Raw genomic sequence first — 25493 nt, 5'->3', positions numbered from 1 at the left:
TGACTATATGATTAGCTTGGTTTCATAAGACAAGAAAGAATTTGATGGGGTTTCTTATGCGCGTTTGTAACACAGCAACACTTTTGCCTCTACTGTGGTTGTGTGCTGTCCTGTCACTTTCTGCATGTGGCCCGTCAAAACCTGAGCCCACGCCGACAGTTACACACCACACGAAGCCAGAGCAGATAACCCCCACTGTACTGCTTGAGAAACCAGTAGACCAGACTACGGACACGCCTGAAAAGATAACGATTGCGATCCTTTTACCCTTATCTGGGCCAGAAAGCGTGACCGGGAAAGCGCTTTTAAAATCAGCCACAATGGCGCTTTTTGATGCGTATGACCCGCGGCTTATACTGCTGCCTATTGATACAAAAGCGGATGTTGAAACGGCGGCAAGAGCAGCCCAGCAGGCTGTTGATGCTGGCGCTTCTGTGATCTTGGGGCCACTGCTGAGCGCAAACGTGCGGGCGGCGGGGGCCATCGCCGTATCACACGGTATTCCGCTTGTTGGTTTTTCAAATGATAGCAGCGCGGCAGCTCCCGGGCAGTTTATTATGGGCTTTATGCCGGAAAGCGAAGTAAAGCGGGTTGTTGATTATGCTAGAAAATTGGGCCGCCGGAATTTTGCGGCGTTAATACCGGATGGCCGTTACGGTAATAAGGTGAATGTAGCTTACGGCGAGGCTGTGTCTGATTCGGGCGGTTCTGTTGTTGCGATTGAAAGCTACCCTCGTGTGGCGGCGGCCTTATTTGACCCCGTTAAGCGGCTTGCGAACTATGATAACCGTAAAAATGCACGCCTTGCTGAAATACGGTACCTAAAATCCCTTGGGGATGATGTGACCGATGAGCTTGCGTCGGCGCTTGAAAAGAACGAAACACTTGGCGATTTGCCTTATGATACAGTGCTATTACCTGAAGGTGGGGCGCTGCTGCAAACACTGGCGCCGCTACTACCTTTCTACGAGATAGATCCAAACAAAATTAAGCTGCTTGGAACCGGTCTTTGGAATGATCCTGATTTGCTGCGTGAACCGCCGTTACAAGGTGCTATTTTTGCGGCGCCGCAACCAGAAGCACCAACTGCTTTTATGAAGCGCTACCGGGAAACATATGAAGCCACGCCGCCCAGAATTGCAACGCTCGCCTATGATGCTGTTAGCCTTGTCGCCCTTATGGCCAGAGAAGATGCCAATACGGTACAAGAGCTGCGGTTTTCACAAGCATCCTTCACACGGATAAACGGCTTTGCCGGTGTTGATGGTCTGTTCCGGTTTTTACCAGACGGCACGGTGGAGCGCATGCTTTCGGTTCTGGAAATTAATAGCAAAGGCTTTGTTGTTGCAGACCCAGCCCCCTCAGGCTTTCCGCAATTTGGCTATGCGCTTAGGCAATAAGCTTGCCTAAAATATGGTTCAGAAGCGGTTGCCCTTTTGGTGTCAGTTGCAACAGGGTGTCGTTAAACACAAGGTGGCCAGACTGGGCAAGTATTGCGGCTTGCTCTGTATTAATAAGGGCGTGTTCTGATTGACCAAAACGGCTGCGCCATGTTGGTAGGTCAACCCCTTTGGCAAGGCGCAAGCCTGTCATGATGGCTTCTTCCGCCCTGTCTAAAGCGGATACGGTTTCAAGGCTATCAAGGCCGACGCCGTGTTGTTGAACGGCGCTAAGCCAGTCTTCAGGGCGTTTTATTTGTGCGTGTGCATCAGCGCTTCCCGGTAATTTCCCCGGTAACCTGCCATGAGCGCCAGGGCCAATGCCAACATAATAATCGCCTTCCCAGTAAGCAAGGTTATGAACAGATTCCATGCCGTGCTGCGCGTGGTTTGAGGTTTCATATGCGGGCAAGCTGGCACGGGCGGTAATATTCTGTGTTATATCATAAAGGTTTGCGGCTAAATCTTCATCCGGCAGGGTGAACTTGCCGCGGTTAAACTGCTGGTAAAAGGCGGTGCCTTCTTCAATCGTTAGCTGATAAAGCGATAAATGGCTTGTGCCAAAAGACAGTGCTTCTTTTAGTTCGGTTTGCCAGCCCGCCAGTGTTTGCTCAGGCAGTGCATATATGAGATCAAAGCTCACGCGGTCAAAAGTTGTCTGGGCCACCTTAAGTGCTTTTAAGGCTTCCTCGGCATTATGGAGCCTGCCAAGGAATTTAAGCACCTCATCCTTGAGGGACTGAATGCCAACAGACAGGCGGTTTACGCCAGCATCACGGTAGGCACGAAACCTACCAGCTTCAACACTAGAAGGGTTTGCTTCCAGTGTAATTTCAAGGGCATTCGCCGGTTTCCAAACTTTGTGGATTTCAGCAATAACAGCGGCAACTGTTTCAGGTTCCATGAGGCTTGGGGTGCCGCCGCCAAAGAAAATAGATTTTGCACTAAGGTTTGGGTGGTATGCTGCAAAAGTCCTAATTTCCTGCACCAGACCGTCACGCCACATTTGGTGCGTGATTTTTTCGCGCACATGGCTGTTAAAATCGCAGTAAGGGCATTTTTTTTCGCAGAAAGGCCAATGCACATAAATAGCAGCAGGCCCGGCAAAGCTGGATCTATTAAGCGCTGCTTTAGCTGTTTTTAAAGCAGGCATGGATCAATTGCCGGAACGCATCTGCCCGGTGGCTCATGGCGTGTTTTTCTGCGGGGTCCATTTCGGCGAAAGTAACGCTGTGCCCTTCAGGGATAAAAATAGGGTCGTAGCCAAAGCCTTTTTCACCGCGCAGGGGCCATGTTAGGGTGCCGTAAACCTTGCCTTCAAAGCTTTCAGTGTGCCCGTCAGGCCACGCAAGTGTTAGTGCACAGGTAAAGTTAGCGGTTTTGTTAGGGTTATCGCCGACTTTTTCCATTACGTCTTTCATGGCAATGTTGAAATCTTTGGTGGGGCCAGCCCAGCGGGCGCTGTAAATGCCCGGTTCGCCGTCAAGGGCAGAAACTTCAAGGCCGCTATCATCCGCAAGCGACGGTAACCCGCTTGCGGTCGCCGATGCCAGTGCCTTGATTTCAGCGTTTGCAATAAATGTAAGGCCGTCTTCCGCTGGCTCCGGTAGGCCAAGGTCGCCTGCCGAGATGGTCTCAACACCAAAAGGCGCAAGCAGTTCACCAATTTCGCGAACCTTGCCCTTATTGTGGCTGGCAATAACCAGCTTCTGCCCGTCAAAATGCCGTGCCATTCTATTTCCTTAAAGACCGAGAGCCGTTTTTTGCGCTTTTTGAATGCCATCACAGCCCATGCGCGCAAGCCGTAGAAGGCGGAGGAACTGCTCTTCTGTGAAAGGTTCTTCTTCCGCTGTGCCCTGAATTTCAACAATGCCACCCTTGCCAGTTAAAACAAAATTGGCATCTGTTTCTGCATTGCTGTCTTCGTCGTAATCGAGGTCGAGCACAGGCGTGCCGTTATAGATACCACAGGAAACCGCCATAATGCTGTCTGTGAAAGGCATTTCTGTTATGTGGCCGTTTTCCAGCATCCACGTGAAACATTGGTGCAGCGCTACATACGCACCAGAAATTGATGCCGTGCGGGTGCCGCCGTCTGCCTGAATAACATCGCAGTCAATCCGCACTTGGCGTTCGCCCAGTTTGCTTAGGTCAACCACAGCACGGAGCGCGCGGCCAATCAGGCGCTGAATTTCCTGCGTGCGGCCACTTTGTTTGCCCTTGGCGGCTTCACGCGGCATGCGCCCGTGTGTTGAACGCGGCAACATGCCGTATTCTGCCGTAACCCAGCCCTTGCCCGTGTTCCTGAGCCACGGCGGGCAGCCTTCTTCAAATGTGGCGGTTACGAGAACATGGGTATGACCAAATTTGACCATACAGCTGCCCTCGGCATGCTTTGCAAAGCCGGGGGTCATTTCAATCTGTCGCATTTCGTCGCTGGCACGTCCACTGGGTCGCATATTGTTTCCTTGTCTTTTGTGTGTTTTATGCACTTTGGCCTTTTACTACCCTTCATATTGCCCCACGTCAAAGGGCAAGAATGTGATAGGGTGACATATTGCACTGCACTATCATCATTACCATATGTTTGATTGACGAAAGGTACGCCGTTTTTTAGACTCTGGCTGCTTTTTAATGAGGAAACCTTATGTCGCTTGAAAGCTTGAATGAACGGTCTCGTGCGATATTTCAGCAGATAGTGGAAACCTATCTGGAAACGGGTGATCCTGTTGGGTCTCGTACGATCAGCCGCGCAGAAGGCATTGGGGTTTCGCCAGCGACCATCCGTAATACAATGGCTGACCTTGAGGAGGCAGGCCTGCTGGCAGCGCCGCACACATCAGCCGGGCGTATTCCCACCGATTTTGGCCTCAGGCTATTTGTAGACGGCCTGATGGAAATTGGTAACCTTACAAAAGAAGAACGCGCCGCGATAAAAGGCAAATGCGAAAGCAATGGCCGGTCTGTTGAAGATCTGCTTGCAGAGGCAACAAAGGCTTTGTCTGGCTTGTCGCAGTGTGCGTCGCTTATCATGGTGCCAAAACACGATGTTGCGGTCCGGCATATTGAGTTTGTGCCCATATCACCGCTGCGCTCCCTTGTTGTGCTGGTGTCTGAGGACGGCAGTGTTGAAAACCGTATGGTTGATTTGCCGCCCGGCATGCCGCCTTCAGCCTTGGTGCAGGCGGGTAATTACCTCAGTGCCCGGCTTGTTGGGCGCTCGCTAGAGGAAATGAAGGGTGTGGTCGCGGAAGAACTAGAGAATAAAAAGGCAGAGCTTGATGCGATCACCAGCCGCATTGTTAAAAGCGGCCTTGCTGTATGGTCGGGCAGCAGCGGCAGTAATGCGCCAGCGTCTTTGCTGGTGTCGGGGCAGTCAAACTTGCTGGGCGGTGTGGAGGCAAAAGAAGACCTAGAACGTGTTCGACGCCTTTTTGATGAGCTTGAGCGTAAAAAAGACTTGATCCGGCTGATGGAACTGGCCAAAGAAGGGCGCGGTGTTCGACTGTTTATTGGAGCTGAGAATAATTTATTTTCGCTTTCGGGTTCATCTCTCGTTGTTTCTCCCTATATGAACGGTTCGAACAAAATTGTTGGTGTGCTGGGTGTAATAGGGCCAACCCGCTTGAATTACGCCCGCATAGTACCAATGGTAGATTATACAGCCCGGGTGGTAAGCCGCCTTTTATAGACTATACCTTTATGGAAAGTGGACGGAACGAGTATGAGCAAAGAAGCAAAAAGCGAAGAAACCGAAGGCTTGACACAGGAAGAAATTCTGGCGGCAGAGCTGGAAATGGCAGACGACGATCAGGCTGCTGGTGCGGGTGACGACGAGATTGTCGCTAAGCTGCAGACCGAGGTTGCAGAACTGAAAGACCGCTTGCTGCGCGCTGTTGCAGAAACTGAAAATGTTCGCCGCCGCGCTGAAAAAGACAAGGCCGATGCGAGCACCTATGCCGTAACCGGCTTTGCCCGTGATGTTCTGAACTTAAGCGATAACCTGCGGCGCGCGCTTGATACCCAGCCAAAAGAGATCGCCGACGATATGAAACCGTTTATTGACGGTATCGAAATGACTGAGCGCGAGCTTTTGAACACCATGGAGCGCTACGGTATTCGCAAGGTTGTGCCTGAGGTTGGTGAAAAGTTTGACCACCAGTATCATCAGGCCATGTTTGAAATTCCAACAGCAGACCACGCGCCCGGCAGCGTGATGCAGGTTGTGGCCGCGGGCTACGTGATCAAGGACCGCTTGCTGCGCCCCGCCATGGTGGGTGTGGCGAAAGGTGCCGAAAAAACGGTTGATACCGAAGCCTGATTTGCCCACATATAGGTTAAGATAAAAGCCTCGCTTTAATGAGTGAGGCTTTTTTTATGTTTTATGTGATCGAAGACAGAACATCACGGACAGCAGGGTGCAGGACAACTCCGCCATCAATTTATAGGCGGAGTTGTGATTGAAAGCCATAGGATTACGGGTTTACCCGTGGGTATCTATTGGTTATGCTGCAAGCTTGCCTGCTAGCGCCTCTTGAATAAGTGCGATAGTTTCACCGACACCATACAGCGCAATAAAGCCGCCCATACGCGGGCCTTGGCTTTGGCCCAAGAGCACTTCGTAGCAAGCCTTGAACCAGTCACGCAGGTTTTCAAAGTCGGCGTCTTTACCGGCAGAATAAACCTCGCTCATAATAACCTCTGCATCTGTTTCGCTGGCAGAAAGGGCACTTAGGCGCTCAACAAGGCTGTTGAATGCTTTGGTTTCCTGCTCTGTTGGCAAGCGGAAGGCCTTTGTTGGTTTTACAAAATCCTCATAGTAACGGATCGCATAGCCCATCAGGCGGTCAAGCTCTGGGAAGGTTTCTGCATTCGCGCCCTCTGCATAGCGTTCTACAAAGCCCCAAAGTGTTTCCTTGTCGCCCGCGTTTGCGGCAGACACAAGGTTCAGCAGCAGTGCAAAACTAACAGGTAGTTTATATGTGGGTACGTTGCCGCTGTGAATATGCCATGCCGGGTTATTAAACTGGTCCGCCAGCTCCTGTTCGTGAAACTTGGCAACAAACGTGTAATATTCGTCCATCGCTTTTGGAATGACATCAAAATACAGGCGTTTAGCTTTGCGCGGCGCTTGAAACATATAAAGCGACAGGCTTTCGGGGCTGGCATAGGTTAGCCATTCCTCGATCGACAGGCCGTTGCCTTTTGATTTGGAAATTTTCTTGCCGTGTTCATCAAGGAACAGCTCGTAACTTAGGTTTTCAGGCGGGTTGGTGCCCAAAATCCGGCAGATAGCGGCAGAAAGCTTTACGCTTTCGTCCAGATCTTTGCCTGACATTTCATAATCAACACCCAGCGCAACCCAGCGCATGGCCCAATCAACCTTCCACTGGCATTTTACTTTGCCGCCGGTGATCAGGGTTTCAACGCGTTTTCCGGCTTCGTTTTCGTATGAAATAATGCCTTGTTCAGGGTCTTCCACGCGTACGGGCACCTGCAACACATTCCCGGTATCAAGGCAGACAGGCAGGAACGGGCTATAGGTTTGCTGCCGCTCTTCGCCGAGTGTTGGCAGCATAACTTTCAGGATCTTGTCGTAGTTTTGGCAGATTTTCAGCAGCGTTTTATCAAACATACCGTTTTTGTAGCAATCGGTTGCTGAAAAAAATTCATACTTGAAACCAAATTGGTCAAGAAATGCGCACAGCCGCGCGTTGTTATGCGCGCCAAAGCTGGGGTGCGTGCCAAAGGGGTCTGGCACCTGTGTTAGCGGTTTATTGAGGGCTTTTGCCAGCAATTCCTGGTTTGGCACATTGGTTGGCACTTTGCGCAAACCGTCCATATCGTCTGAAAAGCAGAACAAACGTGTTGGGATATCAGAAATTTCTTGAAAAGCACGCATCACCATAGTTGTGCGCGCCACCTCGCCGAACGTGCCAAGGTGTGGCAGGCCAGATGGGCCGTACCCGGTTTCAAACAGAATATAGCCCTTTTCAGGTGTCTTGCCCTTGTAACGTTTGACAATCTTTTCAGCTTCTTTGAACGGCCAGGCGTTTGCAGAAAGGGCTATGTCAATATTACTAGTCATAATCGTCACCATATAAAAGGGGTTGCGCCCAGCCAAAAGGGTCTGGGCTGCCGGAAGCTATGGAGATTCTCTTAGCTAACGTCAAGCAAAACACCATTTTGCAGCATTAAATATTAAGACTGTTTTTTTTGTGGGCCGGAAGTATGCTCCGCTTATGGAAGATTTTGCCGGAAAAGACCTGATTGTACGCGCAGAGCAGGAGGCCGCTTCGTTTGAGGCGGTGCCTGTTATGATGGTTGGCATTCGAGTCGCGACCGTTTTAACGGTTGAAGGCGAATTTCTTTCGCTATCACTCGATGAGGCAGCAGAACGCATTAGCCGCGACCCATATTTGGTGATGAACCGGGTGCTTGCTGCCCGGCGGCTGGGGCTACCTCAGGTTAGGGCGTTTGATGTGCTGGAACTGTTTGCTTTTGTGCGCCCGGCTCGGTACTGCCTGCCCACTGTTGCGGGCATGAAAGAGGCGCTTGGCCTTGGCCGGACAGACGAAAGCCTTAGCGCTGAAGATGCCTGCCTTGCGCTGCGCGATGTGGCGGGCCGGTTGCTTGCTGAACTGGCAAGCGAAACATACCGCTATCGGGCAGGCGGTGCCCGCGTTGCAACCATGATGGCAAAAGCAGGCTGGCCTTGGGGCGGGCTTGTTATTGCATCTATTGAAACGTATGCAGACCACAGCCGCGAAGACGGGCTGTTTGTCTGGACATCGCTTGTTGACTGGGAAGACGGCGCGCCGCCGCCACCGCCCGGGGATGAGCCGGTGGAATCAACAAGTAGTCTGGAACGACTTAATATGTTGCTGGGCGCAACCTCAGAAAAACGCGAGGGGCAGGAACGCTATGCCGCTGCGGCGACCCATGTGTTTAAGCCGCGTGAAATGGTTGAAGGCCCCAATGTGCAGTTACTGGAGGCGGGCACAGGTACAGGTAAAACCCTTGGCTATATTGCGCCTGCGAGCTTATGGGCAGAAAAAAACGATGGTACTGTATGGCTTTCCACTTACACTAAAAACCTGCAACGCCAGCTTGATCAGGAATTGTCGCGCCTATACCCTGACCCCAAAATAAAAGCCAAGCGGGCGGTTATTAGAAAAGGCCGCGAAAACTATGCCTGCTTGTTGAATATTGAGGAAACACTGCGCGCCGTTCTGATGCGCACAAACCCGGCGGGTGGTATGGACCGGGATAAAATTCTCATTGGCTTGGTGGCGCGGTGGGCGCGGTTTAGCCGTGACGGCGATATGATAGGCGGTGATTTCCCCAATTGGCTTGGCGCTCATTTTGGGGCTGGCCGCATTGCAGGCTTAACCGACCGGCGCGGCGAATGTCTTTATTCTGCCTGTGCCCATTTTCGTAAGTGTTTTGTTGAAAAAAGCACCCGCAAGGCCAAGCACGCTGATTTGGTGGTGGCAAACCATGCGCTTGTGGTGGCGCAGGCGGCGCTTAGGGCGGGGGACCCAGACCTGCCAAAAAGGCTGGTGTTTGATGAGGGACATCATGTTTTTGATGCGGCAGACAGTGCGTTTGCGGTTCACCTGTCTGGCTTGGAGGGAGCTGATCTGCGGCGCTGGCTGCGCGGCAAGGAAAGCGGCGGCAGCACTCGGGCACGCGGCCTTAAAAGCAGGCTTGAGGAACTGATAACCGACGATGCAGACGCGCAGAAGCTGCTTGCAGAAGTGCTGGAAGCCGCGCGGGTTTTGCCGTCTGATAACTGGATGGGCCGCGTAACGGGGGCGGCACCCATCACCCGGTTTGAAAACTTCCTGATGTTTGTGCGCGCGCAAGTTACGGCGCGTGCAGACAGCCGTGGCCCGCACTCGATTGAGGCAAGCATTGCGGACCCGCTTGAGGGCCTTGTGGCGGCGGGCACCGAGCTGTTTGAAGCGCTTGCTGCGCTTGCAAACCCCATGACACGGTTATCGCACCTGTTACTGCGCCGGCTTGATGAAGACGCGGACATACTGGATACAACAACGCGTGGCAGGCTGGAGGCGTCAGCACAAGCCCTGAAACTGCGGGCAAGCACGGTAACGCTGTGGGCTGCAATCGCGGAAGGGCTTGGCGGCCCGGTACCTGACGATTTTGTCGATTGGCTCGCCGTTGACCGGGTTGATGGCCGCGAGCGCGACATTGGCTATTACCGGCATTTTATAGACCCCACCAAACCCTTTGCTGATATTGTGCTGGAAGAGGCCCACGGTGTTCTTATTACCTCCGCGACCCTTAGTGACCGCGCGGCAGGCAGCGATGATTGGCAAAGCGCGGATATGCGCACAGGTGCGCAGCATCTTATGGTGCCACCAAAGCGGTTGCGGGTTGTCTCACCGTTTAACTATCAGGCGCAGACACGGGTGCTAATTGTGGGGGATGTGAACAAGACCAGCGGCGAACAGGTGGCGGCTGCATACCGCGCGCTCTTTGCCGCCTCTGGCGGTGGTGCGCTAGGGCTGTTTACCGCAATTAACCGCCTTAGAACCACCTATAGCCATATAGCGGGCGCACTGGAGGAAGCGGGCTTGCCTCTTTACAGCCAGCATGTTGACCCGGTTGATATCGCTACCCTTGTGGATATGTTCCGGGATGACAGGCACGCTTGCCTGCTGGGGACAGATGCTGTGCGCGACGGGGTTGATGTGCCGGGGGACAGCCTTAGGCTGATTGTGTTTGACCGGGTGCCGTGGCCGCGCCCCACGATTTTACACCGGGCGCGCCGCGCGGCCTTTGGTGGCCGCCTCTATGATGAAATGCTGACCCGGCTTAAGCTGTCGCAGGCATACGGCAGGCTTATTCGCAGGGCAGAAGATCGGGGTGTTTTTGTTATTCTTGACGGCCAAACCCCAACCCGCCTTCTCGATGCTTTCCCGGAAGGTGTTGCGGTGGAACGTGTGGGATTGGCAGACGCGGTGAGTGAGGTTAAAAAGTTTCTACAGTAATCATATTGATGGGGGTCGATGTGGATAAACAATTTGATTTAGTAACAGTCTGTTTTGGGGATGAGCTGAGGTTGCTTGAACTGCAAGCACGTTCAATTCGTCTTTATGTTAGACCCGCAATGGTGGCTAATATAATTTTGATCATAAATGATCGTTGTTTCGAAGAGGTGCAACGGTACATTGAAGAAAAAGTCTATCCCGAATACGGCCCACTAGCTGCCCTTGTTCGTGTTTTTTCGTATAAAGACCTTACAAACGGTAGCTTTAAAAAGCTGGGTTGGCGAAGTCAGCAAGCGCTTAAGCTTTTGGCGGCAAATGTTGTGGAAGCCGATGAATATGTAGTTCTTGATTGCAAAAACCATTTTATTCGTGAGTTGAAACCAGAAAATATTTGGTCAGAAGATGGGCGTTTGCTAGCCTCTTTCACGCCGGTCTATGAAAGGTTCAGGCTAGATTATATAAATGCTTGCTCTTATTTTGATCTTGATCCTGCCTTGTATCAGGCCACAACGCTCACATCGGTTACCCCTTTTGCCCTATACAAAAGTGACGTTAAAGACCTGATCTTGCACATGGAATGTACATTAAGAAAAAACTTTGTTGAGATATTTATGGCAGGGCCGCGTGTTACGGAATTCTATCTGTATTACGCATTTCTCATAGCGCGGTATAATACGGCAACTATACGGTATGCCAGAAGCTCACGAGCCGCCATCGCATTAATGAGCAAACAGCAGAATGATTATACTGAAGCAAAGCGCCGTGTAGAACTGGCTCAGCAAAAACTATATCATACATTTGGTGTTCACCGTGCGGTGTTTCGGCGACGTGACCCTGAGGTCCTTGATCTGGTTTTTGGGGTATGGCAGCGATTTAAATTGGTAAAAGATCTTTCGGAAGCTCGCTATTTTGCGGCGGCGCCATTTCTACGATCAAATTTTTTTATGGCGTTATACAATAAGCTTTTGAAGCGTAAGGTGTTGATGAACCGGGGCTAACAGTTTAGGTTTAAAGAACCGACAGCTATGAGAGAAAAATTATGTCCACAATAAGCCCTGAAACGGCCCTTGTTTATATTATGGTTTCAATTTCGGCGTCTGATGAGCAGATGACGGATAATGAATTAACCCGCATGACAGGCATTGTTGGTTATTTGCCCGCGTTTCGAAATTATAATGTTGAACGCCTTAGAAGCGATACCCAAACCTGTATTGACCTGCTGCAAAGCGAGGAAGGGTTGGATGCGGTACTAGGATTGGTGGAAGAAGCCGTTCCTGAAACCCATTTTGATCTGGTGTATGCACTTGCGTGCGAGGTAGCCGCTTCTGATGGCAGCCTAAGTCAGGAAGAGCTGCGACTGCTTGAAATGATCCGCCACTATTTGGATATTGACAGGCTGACGGCAGCGGCGATAGAGCGCGGAATTGCTAGCAGGCAAAAGTCTTTTCCTGATTAAAGCGTTGGGTTAGTCGTCCCTGTATGTTTTTGCCAGTTCATAGGCCGGCATTTTTTTATAGTCTTTAAGGGTTGGGAATGCCGATATTTCCTCAAGGGCGGCTTCTATTGTTTTTTCATCCTTTGTTTGCAGGGCGACAGCAAGGATCGCCATTTTTTGCTGGAGGATTTTGTCAATCGCTGTTTGTGCTGGGGCTTCAAGCATAATGGCACACTGTGCAAGCGCATGTGCCATGTCTTCTGGTGTGCCGCGCGCCAGAAACTTTATATAGGAAAGCCTGAGACCAAAATCGGTTAGGCCCTTTTCAAAAGCACTTGCATAGAGGCTGGTTGCCTTTTTGCGGCTGGCACCGAGCACCAAGCGGGCAGCAAACCCCACGGCACTTACTTCTGAATGCCATGTTGCCAAGGCACCAAGGGCAATGGCACTATTGGGGTTCTCCTGCACCAGCTTTTCAAGTAGCTTTTTTGATGTGTGAGGGTAGCGCGCTGACGTTAGCCGTTTGCCTTCGTAGCTGATGGCTGCGGCCAAGCTAACGGTGGTTAAAATATTAGTGGGATCTTTTATAATGGCTGCTTCACAGTCAGCGAGGGCTTGATGCAGGCTTTGAACTGCCTCTGGCCCGGTTTCAAAAAAGCCGCCAATAACAAGACCGGTTTGGCATGCTAGACGTAAGCTTTCAGCCGTATTTTCAGCTTTTGCCAGTAGCCTAGTTTCACGAAACTCGCTTTTTTCATCGTGTTGTTGGCCGGGGCTATCAGCGGCAAAACTGATAGTCGATAAAGAAAGGATAATCGTTAGCCCTGCTGCAACTGTTTTCATAAGCCAAACCATATCATAGAAACATGAACGCTGGCATAATGGCTATGGTTGTATGCTAAAATACTTTAGGCGCGCCAAAAGGCGGGCGATAACAGTACAAGAGCGGAAAAAAGCTCCAGCCTGCCAAGCAGCATGGCAAGTGACAAAATCCATTTGGCTGTATCATCAAGGCTGGCAAAATTACCAGCTGGGCCAACAATATCACCAAGCCCGGGGCCGACATTCGAAAGCGCGGTACCCGTGCTTGAAAAAGCCGTAACCCAGTCTGCCCCGGTTGCGGCAACAGCGGTTGAAAGCACAATAAAAATCGCCAGAAACAGAGTCATAAAAGCCATGACCGAGCTTTGCACGTCTCTGGATATGGGCCGGTTATTATAGCGCGGAATAAAAACACCGTTGGGCTGAATAATATGTGCTGCCCAACATTTCATCGACTTTAACAACACCTGAAAGCGGAATATTTTAATGCCGCAACTAGTTGAGCCTGCGCAGCCACCAATGAACATAACCAGAAAAAACAGAGTGGCTGAAAAACTGCCCCACTGGCTATAGTCGGTTGAGGCAAAACCGGTTCCGGTTAAAACGGAAATAATATTAAAGCTACCAAAGCGAAAGGCTTCTGCAATAGTGAAGTTTTTCCAGACCACAAGCCAGAGCGTGACACCGCCGCACAAAACCGCCACAAGCTTTAGGAAGCCGCGGGCCTGTTCATCCTGCCATACAGCAAGTGGCCTGCCGCGCACCACCTGCAAATAGATAATGAAAGGCAGTGAGCCGATGATCATGAACACAATGGTGATCATATCAACACTGTAGCTATTGAAGGCGCCCATAGAGGCATCGTAGGTTGAAAAGCCACCGGTGGATATGGCAGCCATGGAATGGGCAAGTGCATCAAAACTGCCCATACCTGCCAGCATATAAAAAATTGCGCACAAAGCGGTAAAAGCTATGTATAGGCCAATAATAGCGCCTGAAATCTGGGCGGCGCGCGGTAGTATTTTTTCAACAGTATCAAAGCTTTCAACCTTGAACACCTGCATGCCGCCAACTTGTAGCATAGGCAAAACAGCAACCGCCATCACAACAATACCAATACCGCCAAACCACTGCAAAAGCGCACGCCAGATAAGGATGCCGGGCGGTGTGGTATCGAGGCCCGACAAGATGGTAGACCCTGTTGTTGTGATACCGCTCATGGATTCGAAATAGGCATCTGTATAACTGAGGTCCAGCACCGAAAATGCCATAGGAAGGGCCGCAAATGCAGGCAGAACAGCCCAGGCCAGCGTGGTCATAAGAAAGGCTTGACGCAGGTTCAGGTTATCGCCAGTACCCCGGTTTGCAAGCATAAGCATACCGCCGAAGGTGAGGGTCAGGAACATTGCCAGCAGAAATACTTCCCAGTCATTATTATCGGCGCTCAGGTCTACAAAGATGGGAATAAGCATGCCAAGTGCCAGCATGCTCAGGAGCGCCCCGAGGGTATAGAGAACTGGGCGAAGATCGAGCACGTCAGTGTTCCCTAATTAATACGGCGGGAGCTGTAGGGGCTATCAAGTGAGAACGTGGGTATTTTTACAGAAAACTCTTGCCCGTTCATGTCTTCCATAATGTAACTGCCCTTCATAAAGCCGGAAGGTTGGCCAAGCGGGCTGCCACTTGTGTATATATAGCGCCCGCCAGGTTCGATATGGGGTTGCTCACCAATAACGCCGTCGCCGGTTACTTCTTTCACGCGGCCGTCCCCTTCTGTGATAATCCAGTGGCGCCTTAGCAAGCGCACTGTTTGGGTGCTTTCATTGTCTATTTGTATTCTGTACGCCCATATAAACTGGCCGTTTTCAGGGGTGGATTGACCTTCCAGAAAATAGGACTGCACAGAAACCCTGATGCCGTCTGTAACATCAGAGAAAGTTAGAACGCCGTCCATCAGGGTTTCTTCGTGGTTTATCATATCATCCTGCTTATCATACACCAGCTTTGTCGAGAGCCTGCATCACATCTGCAATCAGGTCGTTCGCGTCCTCAAGTCCAACAGACAGGCGAATAAGGCCGGGTGTAATGCCTAGTTCAAGGCGGGTTTCTTCTGCCAGTGCTTTGTGGGTTGTGCTCCACGGGTGGGTTGCAATTGTTCTTGAATCGCCAAGATTATTGGAAATATCGGCAATTTCCAAGCTGTTGAGAAAACCAAAAGCCTGTTCGCGGCCACCGGGCAGCTCAAAAACAACCATGGTGCCGCCGCGGTCCATTTGTGCGAGCGCCAGGTTTTGCTGTTTGAAACTGTCAAGGGATGGGTGCCTGACATCGCCAAGACGGTCCGCAATTGAAGTGGCCACTTTTTCGGCATTGTCGCACATGCTGTGCACGCGAAGCGATAGTGTTTCCAAACCCTTCAGGGTTACCCATGCATTAAACGGCGACATGGCACAGCCCGTGTGCCGGTAATAAGGGAACAAAAACTCTTCATCCCATGCCTTGTCGCACAGAACCATGCCGCCAAGAGCGCGGCCTTGACCGTCGATATGCTTGGTGGTTGAATAACAAACAATATCGGCGCCAAATTCCATCGGGCGCTGCAAAATAGGCGTGGCAAAAACATTATCCACAATAAGCTTGCAGCCATTTTCGTGGGCAAGATCTGCCACGGCTTTAATATCTACAATCTCAAGCGTCGGGTTTGCAGGGGTTTCCATGAAAAACGCTTTGGTGTTTGGCTTTACAGCTTTTTTCCATGCCTCCATATTTGTACCGTCCACCACAGTTGTTTCGATACCGAAACGAGGCAGCAGTACATCCATCAACCACCGGCACGACCCAAAGAGCGCCCGTGCACCGAGAACATGGTCACCAGCCTTTAGCCCGGCAAGAAGTGCTGCAGTCATTGCGGCCATGCCTGTTGCGGTGGCGCGGCCTACTTCTGCGCCTTCCAGCAGCGCCATACGGCTTTCCAGCATTGAGAGATTGGGGTTGCTTTGGCGTGAATAGGTAAAACCTTCTGCGCGGCCATCAAAGCGGGCCTCGGCTTCCTCTGCTGATTCGTAGGTAAACCCCGATGTCATATAGAGTGCTTCAGACATTTCACCAAAATCAGACCGCATTGTACCTGCGCGCACCAATTGGGTTTGGCGTGCCCAGCGTGAGGTAAGTTTAGGGTCAATTCCGGCGCGAAGCTTCATCGCAAGTCTCCTTAAAAACAACAATAGCGCCGCTACGTTGGCGATCAAGAGCCAGAAGGTCAAGGTTTTGCTGCAAGATGATTGCATCATTACTTGATTTTACCATCCGACATGGTAGGAATGTGGCACTTCGCGGCATGAATGGCAATGCGGGTGTAGCTCAATGGTAGAGCAGCAGCTTCCCAAGCTGAATACGAGGGTTCGATTCCCTTCACCCGCTCCATTATAATAGGCATGTCAGGTGAGCATAGATACGGCCCTTCGGCCACTTCAAAACAGCAAGGCAGGAAAGGCGCATCCTATGAAGCTAACAATCTGGCATAACCCCCGGTGTAGTAAATCAAGGCAGACCCTTGCACTCATAGAAGAAAAAGGCCTGAAGCCTGATGTGCGACTTTATCTTGAGGATGCACCGTCTGTTGCTGAAATTGCGGATGCTTTATCAAAACTGGGACTTGAGCCGCGCATGCTGATGCGAAAAGGTGAAGCAGACTATAAAGACCTTGGTCTTGAAAATGTTTCTGATGCAGATGCTTTGATTGCTGCGATGCACACAACGCCCAAACTGATTGAGCGACCGATTGTTTTTGCAGGCACGAAGGCTGCGATTGGCAGGCCCCCAGAGAGTGTGCTTGATATTCTTTAGGGTGCCGGTTCGGTAATGCGTTTTTCCAGAACCGGATAATACAGAAGCTGCCCAAGCCCACGCGCAGCCATAAAAACAGTGAGGGCGCCCCACAGCCCGGTTAGACCCCACGCTGCTGTTAGGCCATTGATAATGGCCACATAAATGCAGGCCGCGCCCGCCATGGTTATCAGCATACCTCTGCTAGCCGTTGCCCCAATAAAAATACCGTCAAACTGATAACACCATACAGAAAGTAGTGGGAGCACTGCAATAAGCGGCATAACGCTTGCTGCGGCTGTGCGTACAGGCACAATATCGGTTAGGGTGTTTACAATAGCATTGCCAAAATAGAAAAAGCCTGCAGCATAAAACACCGATATTGCAAATGCCCAAACCGAAGTACGCCGCACCCAAAAGCGGAACTCTGCGAGAGATTTTTTGCCGTATGCTGCACCGCTCAGGGCTTCTGCGGCATAAGCAAAAGCATCAAGGCCAAGGCTTATAAGCAATAGGAAGGTAAACAGCACCTGACTGGCGGCAAGTTCTGCTGTTCCCAGTTCAGCCGCTTTTTTGGTAACAAGCGCAAGCGAGGCCATTAAAAGCAGTGTGCGGGCAAATATATAGCCATTAGATGACAGCAGGGCTTTTATTCTGTCAAATTTCCATGTCTGGTTTTGCCTTGCGAGGGCAACTATGTTTTGGTGCCCAAGCCGGGAAGATATAATCCAAACGCCGTAAAAGGCCGCAATCCATTCTGCGCACAGGCTGCCAATGGCTATGCCGCTAACGCCCATATCAAAGCCGATAACGAGAATAAGGTTTAAGGCGGCGTTTGACAGGTTCAGGATAAGTTGCAGGATGAGGGCTATGCCGGTGCGGGCGGTGCCAATAAGAAACCCGGTAACGCCGTATATAAAAAGCGTCGCGGGTGCTGCCCAAATGCGAATGGAAAAATACTGGCTGATACCGTCCAGTGTAGCCTCTGGTGGGTTGAGAGCTTTTAGCGCCGCAAACAGTATGCCTTCTTGAAGGCAGAGCAAAAGCAGCGCAATGCTGAAACCTAAACTGGTAGCGCGTACAATAACCCGCGCCATTTCGTCAGTATCATTTCTGCCAAAAGCCTGCGCTATCATGCCTGTTGTGCTCATGCGCAGAAAACCAAAAGCCCAAAACAGGAAAGAAAATATAGTTGCCCCCACGCCGATTGTGGCAAGGGGCACGGGGCCGGGCAAATGTCCGATCACCCATGTATCAACCAGCCCTACAAGCGGGGCAGAAGAGTTTGCAATAATGGCAGGGCCAGCTATAGCCCAAATTTTTCTGTTTGCGCTGATCTTGAGCACAGGGGTTAAAAAGCCCGACCAATACCAGTGTAGCTAAAGCCGTAAGCTGCTACATCTGCGAGGCCGTATACATTCCTCAGGTCAACCATAACCGGTGTTTTCATAAGGTCTTTCACGCGGGCCAGATCAAGCGCCCGAAATTGGTTCCACTCTGTTATAATAACAACAGCATCAGCGCCGGCGAGGGTACTATAGGGTTCATCATGAAATGTAATATCGGTTAACATGTGTGCCGCTTCTTCCATGCCTTTGGGGTCATAGGCGTGAATTGTTGCCCCCTGTTTTTGTAAGGCAGGGATAATGTCAAGGCTGGGGCTTTCGCGCATATCATCGGTGTTGGGTTTGAAGGTGAGGCCAAGTATGGCAATACGCTTGCCTGTAACCGAGCCACCACAGGCTTTAACCACTTTTTCTGCCATGGCGAGCTTGCGCTTCTCGTTCACGTCAACAACAGACCTGACAATTTGCATGGGGACACCGTATGTGTCGGCAGAATGCACAAGCGCACGGGTGTCTTTCGGGAAGCAACTGCCGCCGTATCCGGGGCCAGCATGCAGAAACTTGTTGCCAATGCGTTTATCAAGCCCAATGCCTTTTGATACCTGTTGAACATCAGCGCCCACCTGTTCGCAGAGGTCAGCCATTTCATTAATGAAGCTGATCTTGGTTGCAAGAAATGCGTTCGCCGCATATTTGATAACCTCGGCCGTTTCACGGTTGGTGAAAACAACAGGTGTTTCATTCAGGAAAAGCGGCCTATAAAGCTCGCTCATCACCGCTTTGGCTTTTTCGCCTTCGATACCAACCACAACCCGGTCTGGGCGCATAAAATCTTCAATGGCGGCGCCTTCCCGCAGAAACTCGGGGTTTGAGGCAACATCAAACAGGCTTGTGTCGAGAAGCGCACTCAGGCGCTTTTTAATTTCGGCACCAGTGCCAACGGGCACGGTGGATTTGGTCACAATCACGGTATAGCTTTTAATGTAAGCGGCGAGTTCTTCCACGGCGGCAAAAACATATTGCAAGTCTGCGTGGCCGTCGCCGCGCCTGCTTGGGGTGCCTACCGCAATAAAAACAGCCTGTGCGCCGTCCATCGCGTCTTTAAGGCTGGTTGTGAAAAAAAGCCTGCCTGCTTGATTGTTTCTGGCCACAAGGCTGTCTAGCCCCGGTTCATATATGGGTATTTCGCCAGCAAGCAGACGTTCGATCTTTCCGGCATCTTTATCAACGCATGTAACGGTATGGCCAAACTCTGAAAAACAGGCTCCAGAAACAAGACCAACATAGCCTGTGCCTATTACAGCGATTTTCATATATCTTCCTTCCGGGTTTTTTGAAAGAGCCGGGCGCTTCCTTCAAGAGTAGGTAATTACTTTGATATTTTTAATGTACTTTTTCTACAGCTCGCTAGCTATAAAATGTTACTATCGTATGATAGTGGAAAATAATATTGATTTTTATCCGGCATAATAATTCTGCGAAGGATTATGGGCCGGGTTTTCGTATAAATTACAGGCAAGAAAGAGAAGTCGGGTTGAAACCAGACGCAGACGACAAAGACCTGACAGACGAAGAACTGGTAATACGCGTGCAAAGCGGTGACCGTGAAGCCTTTCGCACGCTTGCTCTGCGCCATGGTAACAGGTTTCGAGCCCTTGCTTTTAGGTTTGTAAGCAATATGGCGCTTGCCGAAGATTTGGTACAGGAGGCTTTTGTTAAGCTCTGGACAAATGCTGATCAGTTTGATGGTAGTAGAGCAAAGTTTACAACATGGTTTCACCGAATAGTTGTGAACAAATGTTTGGACGAAAAGCGGAAACGGCAATTTGAGTCATTGCCGGAAGGGTATGATAAACCTGATACGCAGCTTACAGCGGATGTTGTGCTGGAGCACGAGGGTGTTGCTGAAAAAATTAATGGTGCGCTTGCCGAACTATCAGACAGACAGCGCACCGCAATGACGCTCAGTTATTATGAGGGCCTGTCAAACCAGGAGGCCGCGGATGTAATGGACTTGCATATTAAGGCATTTGAATCCCTGCTTGTGCGGTCCAGACAAAAACTAAAAAAAATACTAGATACTGACAAAAGCGATATATTGTCAGCGTTTGGTTAGAAAATGGCAAAAGCTATGAAAAAACAAAATTTTGAACAGTATGTTCTGCGATACGGGACTGAGATCGTGGAGTGGCCCGCCGTCCTTCAGGCTAAGGCAGCAACCTTTGCTGAAACCGAGGCAGGCAAAGCCATTATCATACAGGAAAAAAGGTTTTCTGAAATGTTCTCGAGCGCTCGAACATTAACGGCAAAGAGGGCGGTCGGTCAGGGAACGGACGCATTTCTGGATAGATTATGCTCTATCCCCGCTACACACTTACAGCAGCAAAAGCAACAAGGGTTGCTGGCGCGCTTGTGGTCAATGCTTGCGCCAGATGGCAGTTTTTTGTCGCCAGCCGCGTTGGTGTCTGAAATGGCGGTTTTTGTTGTGGTTCTTGGGCTGGGTGTTTTTGCTGGTATGAACGGTGTTGGTGACAGCACTTCTCAAGCAGAGGTGGATATAAGTGATGGCTGGTTTGCTTTAACACTTGATATTACTTCAAGTGAAGATGGTCTGGAAGGATAGGATTCATGGATAAAAAAGTGAAATGGATTCTATTGGCTCTGGGTGCATCATTGCTCGCCAATATCTTTCTGGGTGGTATTTTTCTGGGGCATGAATTCCGGAAACCACCATCGCCGCATAGAGAGCCACCAATGGATTTTAACTTGAAACGGTTTAGCGAGAATCTGACAAAAGAGGAACGCCAAAAAGTTCGTATTTTGATGAAATCCCAGCGTCAGGCCTTAAGTGAAGGTTATAGGGCCTTGCGGGACACAGAACGCAAGATTAGCGAACTGATTATGGCAGAGAGTGTTGATAAGAAAGCGTTGAAAGAGGCTTTTGACCAACACGGACAGCAAGTGCAAAAGCTACATCAACCACTACAGGATGTTTTGTTTGAAATGGTGGTTGAGATGGATCACGCCACGCGTCAAAAGATGGGTGCTGACATGTTTGACCGCAGGCGCAAGGATAAAGACGCTGATGCGATGCGCAAAAAGATTGAACGCAAATGGGGCGAAAAACGGCATTGTCCGCCGCCAGAGGGTATGGAGGATATGCCACCTCCTGATATGCCGCCCCCGCCTAATGGTGTAGGTAGCCCAGACCAGCCTTAATAAAAGCACGCCTAAACGGTAAATTTATGGTAATATGGCAGCATGACGACGACCAGCATACTGCCATCTTCAGGGCCACCACCGCCGGGTCTCAAGCGGCCTTCGGTGCCGGAAAATTTGCGCCCAAAGGTAGGTGCTAGTGCCGTAACCCTTGAAAAACAGCCTGTTATTGCTCAGAAAACAGATGCAAAAGCTGCCGCTTCCGTGAGTGGGTTAAGGGGGCCGTCACCTGTAAATCTGGGTGGGTCTGGGGCCGTTGTGCTTCAGGTGCAGGAAAGTGCCAGCACCAATGTTTCACGGGATACAGAATTAAGCGAAGAAGATAAAGTAGCCCTTAGCCGGTTGAAGGCACGTGACCGCGAAGTGCGTGCCCATGAAGCGGCTCATGCGGCTTCCGGTCGAGGGTATACTGGTTCGCCGAGTTTTGAATATGTACGCGGGGCTGATGGCACACAGTATGCCGTTGGTGGCCATGTGAATATTGATGTGTCTGAAGTACCCGGTAGCCCTCAAGAGACGATTGCCAAAATGGAAGTTGTGCGCCAAGCAGCGCTTGCACCAGCGCAGCCTTCCGGGCAGGACAGAGCCGTTGCGGCGGCGGCGGCCGTAAAGCTTAGGGAAGCACAGGCAGAACTGGCACAGCAAAATAAAGCCGAAAACCAAAACGGTGCCACCTCTGATGTTGCGGCGGGCGGGCAGACTGATCAGCTGAACCTGAATTTACTAGCTTAGTTATTTGTGATCAGCGCCAACAGCGTCGGCAACAGACGAAAACCGGTCTTTTTCCAGTAGTGCGACAAGATCACGTTTTATACGTTCAACAAGCCCAGGGCCTTCATAGACAAGGGCAGAATATAGCTGCACAAGGGATGCGCCCGCCCGAATTTTTTTATAGGCATCAGCCCCGCTTGAGATTCCGCCCACACCAATAAGCGGTATCTTGCCCTCAGTTACTTTATATATTTTTGCCAGAACTTCAGTGGACATTTCCATAAGCGGGCTTCCAGAAAGGCCACCAGCTTGATCTTTGCTTTTATGCTGCAGGTTTGTGGGGCGTGTAATGGTGGTATTACTAACAATAAGCCCGTCCAGTTGCTTTTTAAGGGCAATTTCTGTGATATCGGCAATGTCGCTTTTGGTCAGGTCTGGTGCAATTTTTACCAGAATGGGCACATAAGGGTAGCTTTCTGCAATTTTTGCGCGACGCGCTTCCTGCACTCTGCTTATCAGGTCTTCCAGCGCCTCTTTTGACTGCAGGCTGCGAAGGCCCGGTGTGTTTGGGCTTGATATATTGACCGTGAAATAATCGGACAAGCCGTACAGGCGGTTAATGCCCTTCACATAGTCAGCGGTTTTATCGTCTGATGATTTGTTAGCGCCGACATTGGCCCCAAATGGTTTGTTCCCGGGTTTTTGCGCGGTAAGTTGATGAATAAAATAATCCAGGCCTTTATTGTTAAAGCCAAACCGGTTGATAACGGCCTTGTCGCTGGTGAGCCGAAACAGGCGCGGTGTTGGGTTGCCTTCCTGTGGCAGCGGTGTAACGGTTCCGGCTTCAGCAAAACCAAATCCGAGCTTATGGACGGCGGGGATAACGTCAGCGTTTTTATCAAAACCGGCGGCAATACCAACAGGGTTAGGAAAATGCAGGCCAAAGACAGTGGTTTTTAAAATCTCAGGGTTGTAGCGCGGCCCAAGAAGGCTGCTAAAGCCCATTTTAAGGCACTGTATGGTGAAATTATGCGCTTTTTCTGCATCCATGCGGTGTAAGAAAGGTTTGATAATGGGAAACAGATCAATTGCCATCATGGGCCTCTTTCAGAACACCTAGGTTAAACATGCCATTTTCTGAACGTTTTATATGCCACGATTTTTCAGCTTTTGAAATATCGAGAGGCTGAAACAGGTGCGGGAAAAGGTCGCCGCCCCTTGAAGCTTCCCACTTTAAAGCCTTCGCTGAATAAATCAGCGGGTCAAATGCCAGAATATAAATTTCAGATTCGTCAGTAAAATAGCGTTTTACGGTTTCTGGGCACTGGGCATGTGTAGAAAAATGGATAAAGCCGTCGCGCATATCGTCGGGTGAACCTGCGTATGCGGGATCATCTTTGGCGGCACACCATTCTGAGGCGCGCAAAATTTTATAAATTACGGAATCCATGCCTGTTCAATAGGCATATGTTGGCCGTGTTGCAAGGGGCAAATAAGGTTGTGGGTTAAAAGGTGGTTACGGTGTTGTCTCTACGGGATCGCTGCCTTCCTGAGCATAGGAAAGGCCACTAATACGGCACGGTAATCCAGCGCGGGTTTTAATCTCGTCAACCCCGGCACATAGCTTGCCGTTTACGGGTGTGAAAGAAACATATCCATGAAAACGAAGCTGGGGGCAGTGTGGCTTTAAAGACATGATAACATTTTTGTTGTCAGCAAGGGTAAACCTGACAGCTTCGTCTGACTCGACCATATAAGAAATAATGGTGTCTGTTTCCAGACACTGGCTCGCTTCCCCATTCTCTTGATCGGCAAGAAGGGGGCTGGCCATGAAAAAAACAGCCACAAAAGCATAGGGTGTTAAAAGAAGAATTTTGCTTTTTATAGTCATGCTATGTGATTCTGCTTCTTTCGAGTGCGGTGTCATTGTACAATTCTGCTTATTCAAGCTGAACCAATCATGAATATGATGGTTTAATTTGCACTAAATTTTCGACAAGCCTTGTTTCAGTGACTGTTAAGGCCGACATTATAGGGCCTTAGTGGTAAAGATAGAATGTTGGTAATACGGAGAGATATGGGATGGCAAAAGAAATCTGGCTTTGGTTGCTGGAGCAACTAAAAAAAGCTGGTCAGGGTTTTATTGCCTTTTGTCAGATGATGTGGCGCTGGCTTGCGGGAAAGCTTTCGGCTGTGTCAGGGAGTGTTTGGCGCAAGCTTGTTGTTGCCTTGCCTGTCCTTCTGGTGCTGTACATTCTAATAGGCATGGTCATTGTAAACCGGATAGATGATACGCTTGATATTAAAGCAGGCACCCCGCCCGGTGGCTCTGAGACAGTTGCGGTTGTTGCAGCTCTTGTTGAGCGGGAAGTGGTTGACCATAACTGGACACCGAATGACCCCATGTTTTTACCCGGTTGGTGGGTTGATAATACACCCAATTTCCAAAAGGGTATAATTGGCGCCCTGTCCCGCTTTGGGTTTGAGCTGCGTGATCAGCTTGGCCGCATGCGAGGGTCATCAGCCGTTGATGAAGAGCTTGAGCGTGCCGCAGGTAACCTTTCAAAAGAGCCTGATCGCTGGATAATGGACTTTTCTACATCTTTGCTGCCGATTACAGCCAGTGACACATACTTCCGCGAAGCCGCCAGAAATTTGCGTTCCTATAATGGGCGGTTGGCGTCAGGAGATGCTATTTTTGAACGGCGGGCAGATAATTTGCTCGCAACACTCGACAGAATATCGCTTGATCTTGGCGCATCATCTGCCGCGCTTGAAGATTATATGAGCAAAAATGCAGGTGGCTTGCTGCCTGATAGCGGTGCAGATGATCTTTTCTATCTCACGAAAGGCCAAGTGTATGCGTACACACTTATTTTGGTGGCGCTGCAGCGCGATTTCGAAGCTCTGATTGCCGACCGCGAGTTAACAGCAATATATGCTGATATGCTGGTTTCCATGAAAGAGGCAGCGACACTGAACCCGCTTGTTGTAATTAATGGATCGGTTGATGGTATGCTTGCCAATCATTTGGCTATTGAGGGTTTTTACCTGCTCAGAGCCAGAACCAAGCTAAAGGAAGTAACCAACATTCTTCTGAAATAATTCAACTTGCGCAGAGCAAGTGCTGCTGCCACTCTAATCACGGCAAAGGGGACAATGTGTGATTAAAGATGAAATCCGCGGCCCAATACGGCCCATTAAAAAAAGGCTTCGCAAGCTTCTGGTGGTGGTAGATGGATCACCGGAATCTAAAATTGCGATCCGTTTTGCTGCGGCGCGCGCCGCCCATATCACCGGGGGCGGCCTTGTTTTGTTTCATTGTATTCGCCCGGGCGAATTTCAGCACTGGGTTGCGGTTGCAGACCGTATGCGGGAAGAAGCTTATGAAGCAGCACAGCAGCTTCTGCGCGATGTGGCGGAAAACCTGAATAATTATTGCGGTGTTACCCCTGATATTGAAATCACCGAAGGTGAACCAAAAGACGAACTGAAAAAATATATGATGGCGCAGAGCGACCTTTTTGGCCTTGTGCTCGGCGCTGGCTCAGAAGGTGATCCGGGGCCGCTTGTGGACTATTTTTCCAGCCCGGCTGTTTCCGAGCTGTCATGCCCGGTGATTATTGTGCCCGGTAACATGACATATGAGCAGGTGGATTCGATGGCATAATCGCCGGCC

The 25493-nt window shown here is 50.4% G+C and carries 25 protein-coding genes, 1 tRNA gene and 1 pseudogene; 14 read left to right on the top strand and 13 right to left on the bottom strand.

The window, feature by feature from the left end; genetic code table 11:
- The first annotated feature begins 56 nt into the window (after positions 1 to 56).
- Positions 57 to 1400 carry a penicillin-binding protein activator gene (locus tag ICL80_RS02180; protein ID WP_194214495.1) on the top strand — a complete coding sequence of 448 codons (1344 nt, stop codon included), beginning with the start codon at positions 57 to 59 and terminating at the stop codon, positions 1398 to 1400.
- Here ICL80_RS02180 and hemW read toward each other — a convergent pair.
- From hemW to rph, 3 genes and pseudogenes are all read right to left on the bottom strand, one after another.
- Entirely contained in the window at positions 1390 to 2592 is a 1203-nt protein-coding gene (gene hemW / locus ICL80_RS02175; RefSeq protein WP_194214494.1) for a radical SAM family heme chaperone HemW, read from the bottom strand. The genes ICL80_RS02180 and hemW overlap by 11 nt on opposite strands.
- A pseudogene (gene rdgB / locus ICL80_RS02170) lies at positions 2570 to 3097 on the bottom strand (RdgB/HAM1 family non-canonical purine NTP pyrophosphatase); the annotation flags it as partial. The gene hemW and the pseudogene rdgB, both read right to left, overlap by 23 nt.
- A gap of 84 nt (positions 3098 to 3181) precedes the next feature.
- Positions 3182 to 3898: a ribonuclease PH gene (rph, locus tag ICL80_RS02165; protein WP_194214492.1), complete on the bottom strand. Its 717-nt coding sequence runs from the start codon at positions 3896 to 3898 to the stop codon at positions 3182 to 3184.
- Between the two features lie 188 nt (positions 3899 to 4086).
- Here rph and hrcA point away from each other — a divergent pair, with 188 nt between their 5' ends.
- Both hrcA and grpE read left to right on the top strand, forming a co-directional pair.
- Entirely contained in the window at positions 4087 to 5130 is a 1044-nt protein-coding gene (gene hrcA, locus ICL80_RS02160) for a heat-inducible transcriptional repressor HrcA (protein WP_194214491.1), read from the top strand.
- A 33-nt stretch (positions 5131 to 5163) separates the two neighbouring features.
- On the top strand, positions 5164 to 5760 hold the full coding sequence (grpE, locus tag ICL80_RS02155; protein WP_194214490.1) for a nucleotide exchange factor GrpE: 597 nt from the start codon (positions 5164 to 5166) through the stop codon (positions 5758 to 5760).
- A 183-nt stretch (positions 5761 to 5943) separates the two neighbouring features.
- Here grpE and ICL80_RS02150 read toward each other — a convergent pair whose 3' ends face one another.
- The gene (locus tag ICL80_RS02150; RefSeq protein WP_194214489.1) at positions 5944 to 7527 is read right to left on the bottom strand and encodes a lysine--tRNA ligase; all 1584 of its coding nucleotides are present in this window, start codon (positions 7525 to 7527) and stop codon (positions 5944 to 5946) included.
- Between the two features lie 130 nt (positions 7528 to 7657).
- Here ICL80_RS02150 and ICL80_RS02145 point away from each other — a divergent pair, with 130 nt between their 5' ends.
- From ICL80_RS02145 to ICL80_RS02135, 3 genes are read left to right on the top strand one after another with little or no spacing between them, the layout of a single operon-like run.
- Positions 7658 to 10456 (top strand): ATP-dependent DNA helicase, encoded by a 2799-nt coding sequence (locus ICL80_RS02145; protein WP_228073761.1) that lies wholly within the window; start codon positions 7658 to 7660, stop codon positions 10454 to 10456.
- A 20-nt stretch (positions 10457 to 10476) separates the two neighbouring features.
- Positions 10477 to 11454 carry a DUF6492 family protein gene (locus ICL80_RS02140; protein WP_194214487.1) on the top strand — a complete coding sequence of 326 codons (978 nt, stop codon included), beginning with the start codon at positions 10477 to 10479 and terminating at the stop codon, positions 11452 to 11454.
- A gap of 41 nt (positions 11455 to 11495) precedes the next feature.
- Entirely contained in the window at positions 11496 to 11912 is a 417-nt protein-coding gene (locus ICL80_RS02135; protein WP_194214486.1) for a tellurite resistance TerB family protein, read from the top strand.
- Positions 11913 to 11921: 9 nt separating this feature from the next.
- Here the strand turns inward: ICL80_RS02135 and ICL80_RS02130 are convergent, their stop codons facing one another.
- The 4 genes from ICL80_RS02130 to ICL80_RS02115 form a co-directional block, all read right to left on the bottom strand.
- Positions 11922 to 12734: a hypothetical protein gene (locus tag ICL80_RS02130; protein ID WP_194214485.1), complete on the bottom strand. Its 813-nt coding sequence runs from the start codon at positions 12732 to 12734 to the stop codon at positions 11922 to 11924.
- A 65-nt stretch (positions 12735 to 12799) separates the two neighbouring features.
- Positions 12800 to 14248 carry a TrkH family potassium uptake protein gene (locus ICL80_RS02125; protein WP_194214484.1) on the bottom strand — a complete coding sequence of 483 codons (1449 nt, stop codon included), beginning with the start codon at positions 14246 to 14248 and terminating at the stop codon, positions 12800 to 12802.
- An 11-nt stretch (positions 14249 to 14259) separates the two neighbouring features.
- Positions 14260 to 14691, bottom strand: coding sequence for a Co2+/Mg2+ efflux protein ApaG (apaG, locus tag ICL80_RS02120; RefSeq protein ID WP_194214483.1), 432 nt, complete (start codon positions 14689 to 14691; stop codon positions 14260 to 14262).
- Positions 14692 to 14704: 13 nt separating this feature from the next.
- Positions 14705 to 15913, bottom strand: a complete 1209-nt coding sequence (locus ICL80_RS02115) for a PLP-dependent transferase (RefSeq protein WP_194214482.1) — start codon at positions 15911 to 15913, stop codon at positions 14705 to 14707.
- A gap of 149 nt (positions 15914 to 16062) precedes the next feature.
- Between ICL80_RS02115 and ICL80_RS02110 the strand changes: the two genes are divergently transcribed.
- Together ICL80_RS02110 and arsC are read left to right on the top strand one after the other, a co-directional pair.
- Positions 16063 to 16136 (top strand) — tRNA-Gly (locus tag ICL80_RS02110).
- Positions 16137 to 16214: 78 nt separating this feature from the next.
- A complete protein-coding gene (gene arsC / locus ICL80_RS02105; protein ID WP_194214481.1) occupies positions 16215 to 16559 on the top strand; it encodes an arsenate reductase (glutaredoxin) in 345 nt (114 codons plus the stop codon).
- Here arsC and ICL80_RS02100 read toward each other — a convergent pair.
- Together ICL80_RS02100 and ICL80_RS02095 are read right to left on the bottom strand one after the other, a co-directional pair.
- The gene (locus ICL80_RS02100; protein WP_194214480.1) at positions 16556 to 17884 is read right to left on the bottom strand and encodes an MATE family efflux transporter; all 1329 of its coding nucleotides are present in this window, start codon (positions 17882 to 17884) and stop codon (positions 16556 to 16558) included. The genes arsC and ICL80_RS02100 overlap by 4 nt on opposite strands.
- 5 nt (positions 17885 to 17889) lie before the next feature.
- Positions 17890 to 19197: a UDP-glucose dehydrogenase family protein gene (locus tag ICL80_RS02095; protein ID WP_194214479.1), complete on the bottom strand. Its 1308-nt coding sequence runs from the start codon at positions 19195 to 19197 to the stop codon at positions 17890 to 17892.
- A 221-nt stretch (positions 19198 to 19418) separates the two neighbouring features.
- Here ICL80_RS02095 and ICL80_RS02090 point away from each other — a divergent pair, with 221 nt between their 5' ends.
- From ICL80_RS02090 to ICL80_RS02075, 4 genes are read left to right on the top strand one after another with little or no spacing between them, the layout of a single operon-like run.
- Positions 19419 to 20000 (top strand): sigma-70 family RNA polymerase sigma factor, encoded by a 582-nt coding sequence (locus tag ICL80_RS02090; protein ID WP_194214478.1) that lies wholly within the window; start codon positions 19419 to 19421, stop codon positions 19998 to 20000.
- Positions 20001 to 20015: 15 nt separating this feature from the next.
- Positions 20016 to 20507 carry a hypothetical protein gene (locus ICL80_RS02085; protein ID WP_194214477.1) on the top strand — a complete coding sequence of 164 codons (492 nt, stop codon included), beginning with the start codon at positions 20016 to 20018 and terminating at the stop codon, positions 20505 to 20507.
- A 5-nt stretch (positions 20508 to 20512) separates the two neighbouring features.
- Positions 20513 to 21103: a periplasmic heavy metal sensor gene (locus ICL80_RS02080; RefSeq protein ID WP_194214476.1), complete on the top strand. Its 591-nt coding sequence runs from the start codon at positions 20513 to 20515 to the stop codon at positions 21101 to 21103.
- 42 nt (positions 21104 to 21145) lie between these two features.
- A complete protein-coding gene (locus ICL80_RS02075) occupies positions 21146 to 21835 on the top strand; it encodes a putative metalloprotease CJM1_0395 family protein (RefSeq protein ID WP_194214475.1) in 690 nt (229 codons plus the stop codon).
- On the opposite strand, the gene ICL80_RS02070 is transcribed toward ICL80_RS02075, so the two are convergent.
- From ICL80_RS02070 to ICL80_RS02060, 3 genes are all read right to left on the bottom strand, one after another.
- On the bottom strand, positions 21836 to 22912 hold the full coding sequence (locus ICL80_RS02070) for a quinone-dependent dihydroorotate dehydrogenase (protein ID WP_228073759.1): 1077 nt from the start codon (positions 22910 to 22912) through the stop codon (positions 21836 to 21838).
- Complete coding sequence (locus ICL80_RS02065; RefSeq protein WP_194214474.1) at positions 22899 to 23264, bottom strand: DUF952 domain-containing protein; 366 nt, start codon at positions 23262 to 23264, stop codon at positions 22899 to 22901. Before ICL80_RS02065 ends, ICL80_RS02070 begins: the two co-directional genes overlap by 14 nt.
- A 66-nt stretch (positions 23265 to 23330) precedes the next feature.
- Positions 23331 to 23705 (bottom strand): DUF6491 family protein, encoded by a 375-nt coding sequence (locus ICL80_RS02060; protein WP_194214473.1) that lies wholly within the window; start codon positions 23703 to 23705, stop codon positions 23331 to 23333.
- A gap of 191 nt (positions 23706 to 23896) precedes the next feature.
- Between ICL80_RS02060 and ICL80_RS02055 the strand changes: the two genes are divergently transcribed.
- Positions 23897 to 24919 (top strand): DUF2333 family protein, encoded by a 1023-nt coding sequence (locus ICL80_RS02055; RefSeq protein WP_228073757.1) that lies wholly within the window; start codon positions 23897 to 23899, stop codon positions 24917 to 24919.
- A gap of 58 nt (positions 24920 to 24977) precedes the next feature.
- Positions 24978 to 25484 carry a universal stress protein gene (locus tag ICL80_RS02050; protein ID WP_194214472.1) on the top strand — a complete coding sequence of 169 codons (507 nt, stop codon included), beginning with the start codon at positions 24978 to 24980 and terminating at the stop codon, positions 25482 to 25484.
- Positions 25485 to 25493 lie beyond the last annotated feature (9 nt).

This window comes from Kordiimonas pumila (genome assembly GCF_015240255.1).
Taxonomy (GTDB): Bacteria; Pseudomonadota; Alphaproteobacteria; order Sphingomonadales; family Kordiimonadaceae; genus Kordiimonas; species Kordiimonas pumila.
The sequence above is the reverse complement of the archived record's forward strand: the minus strand, read 5'-3'. Positions and strand labels throughout refer to the sequence as shown.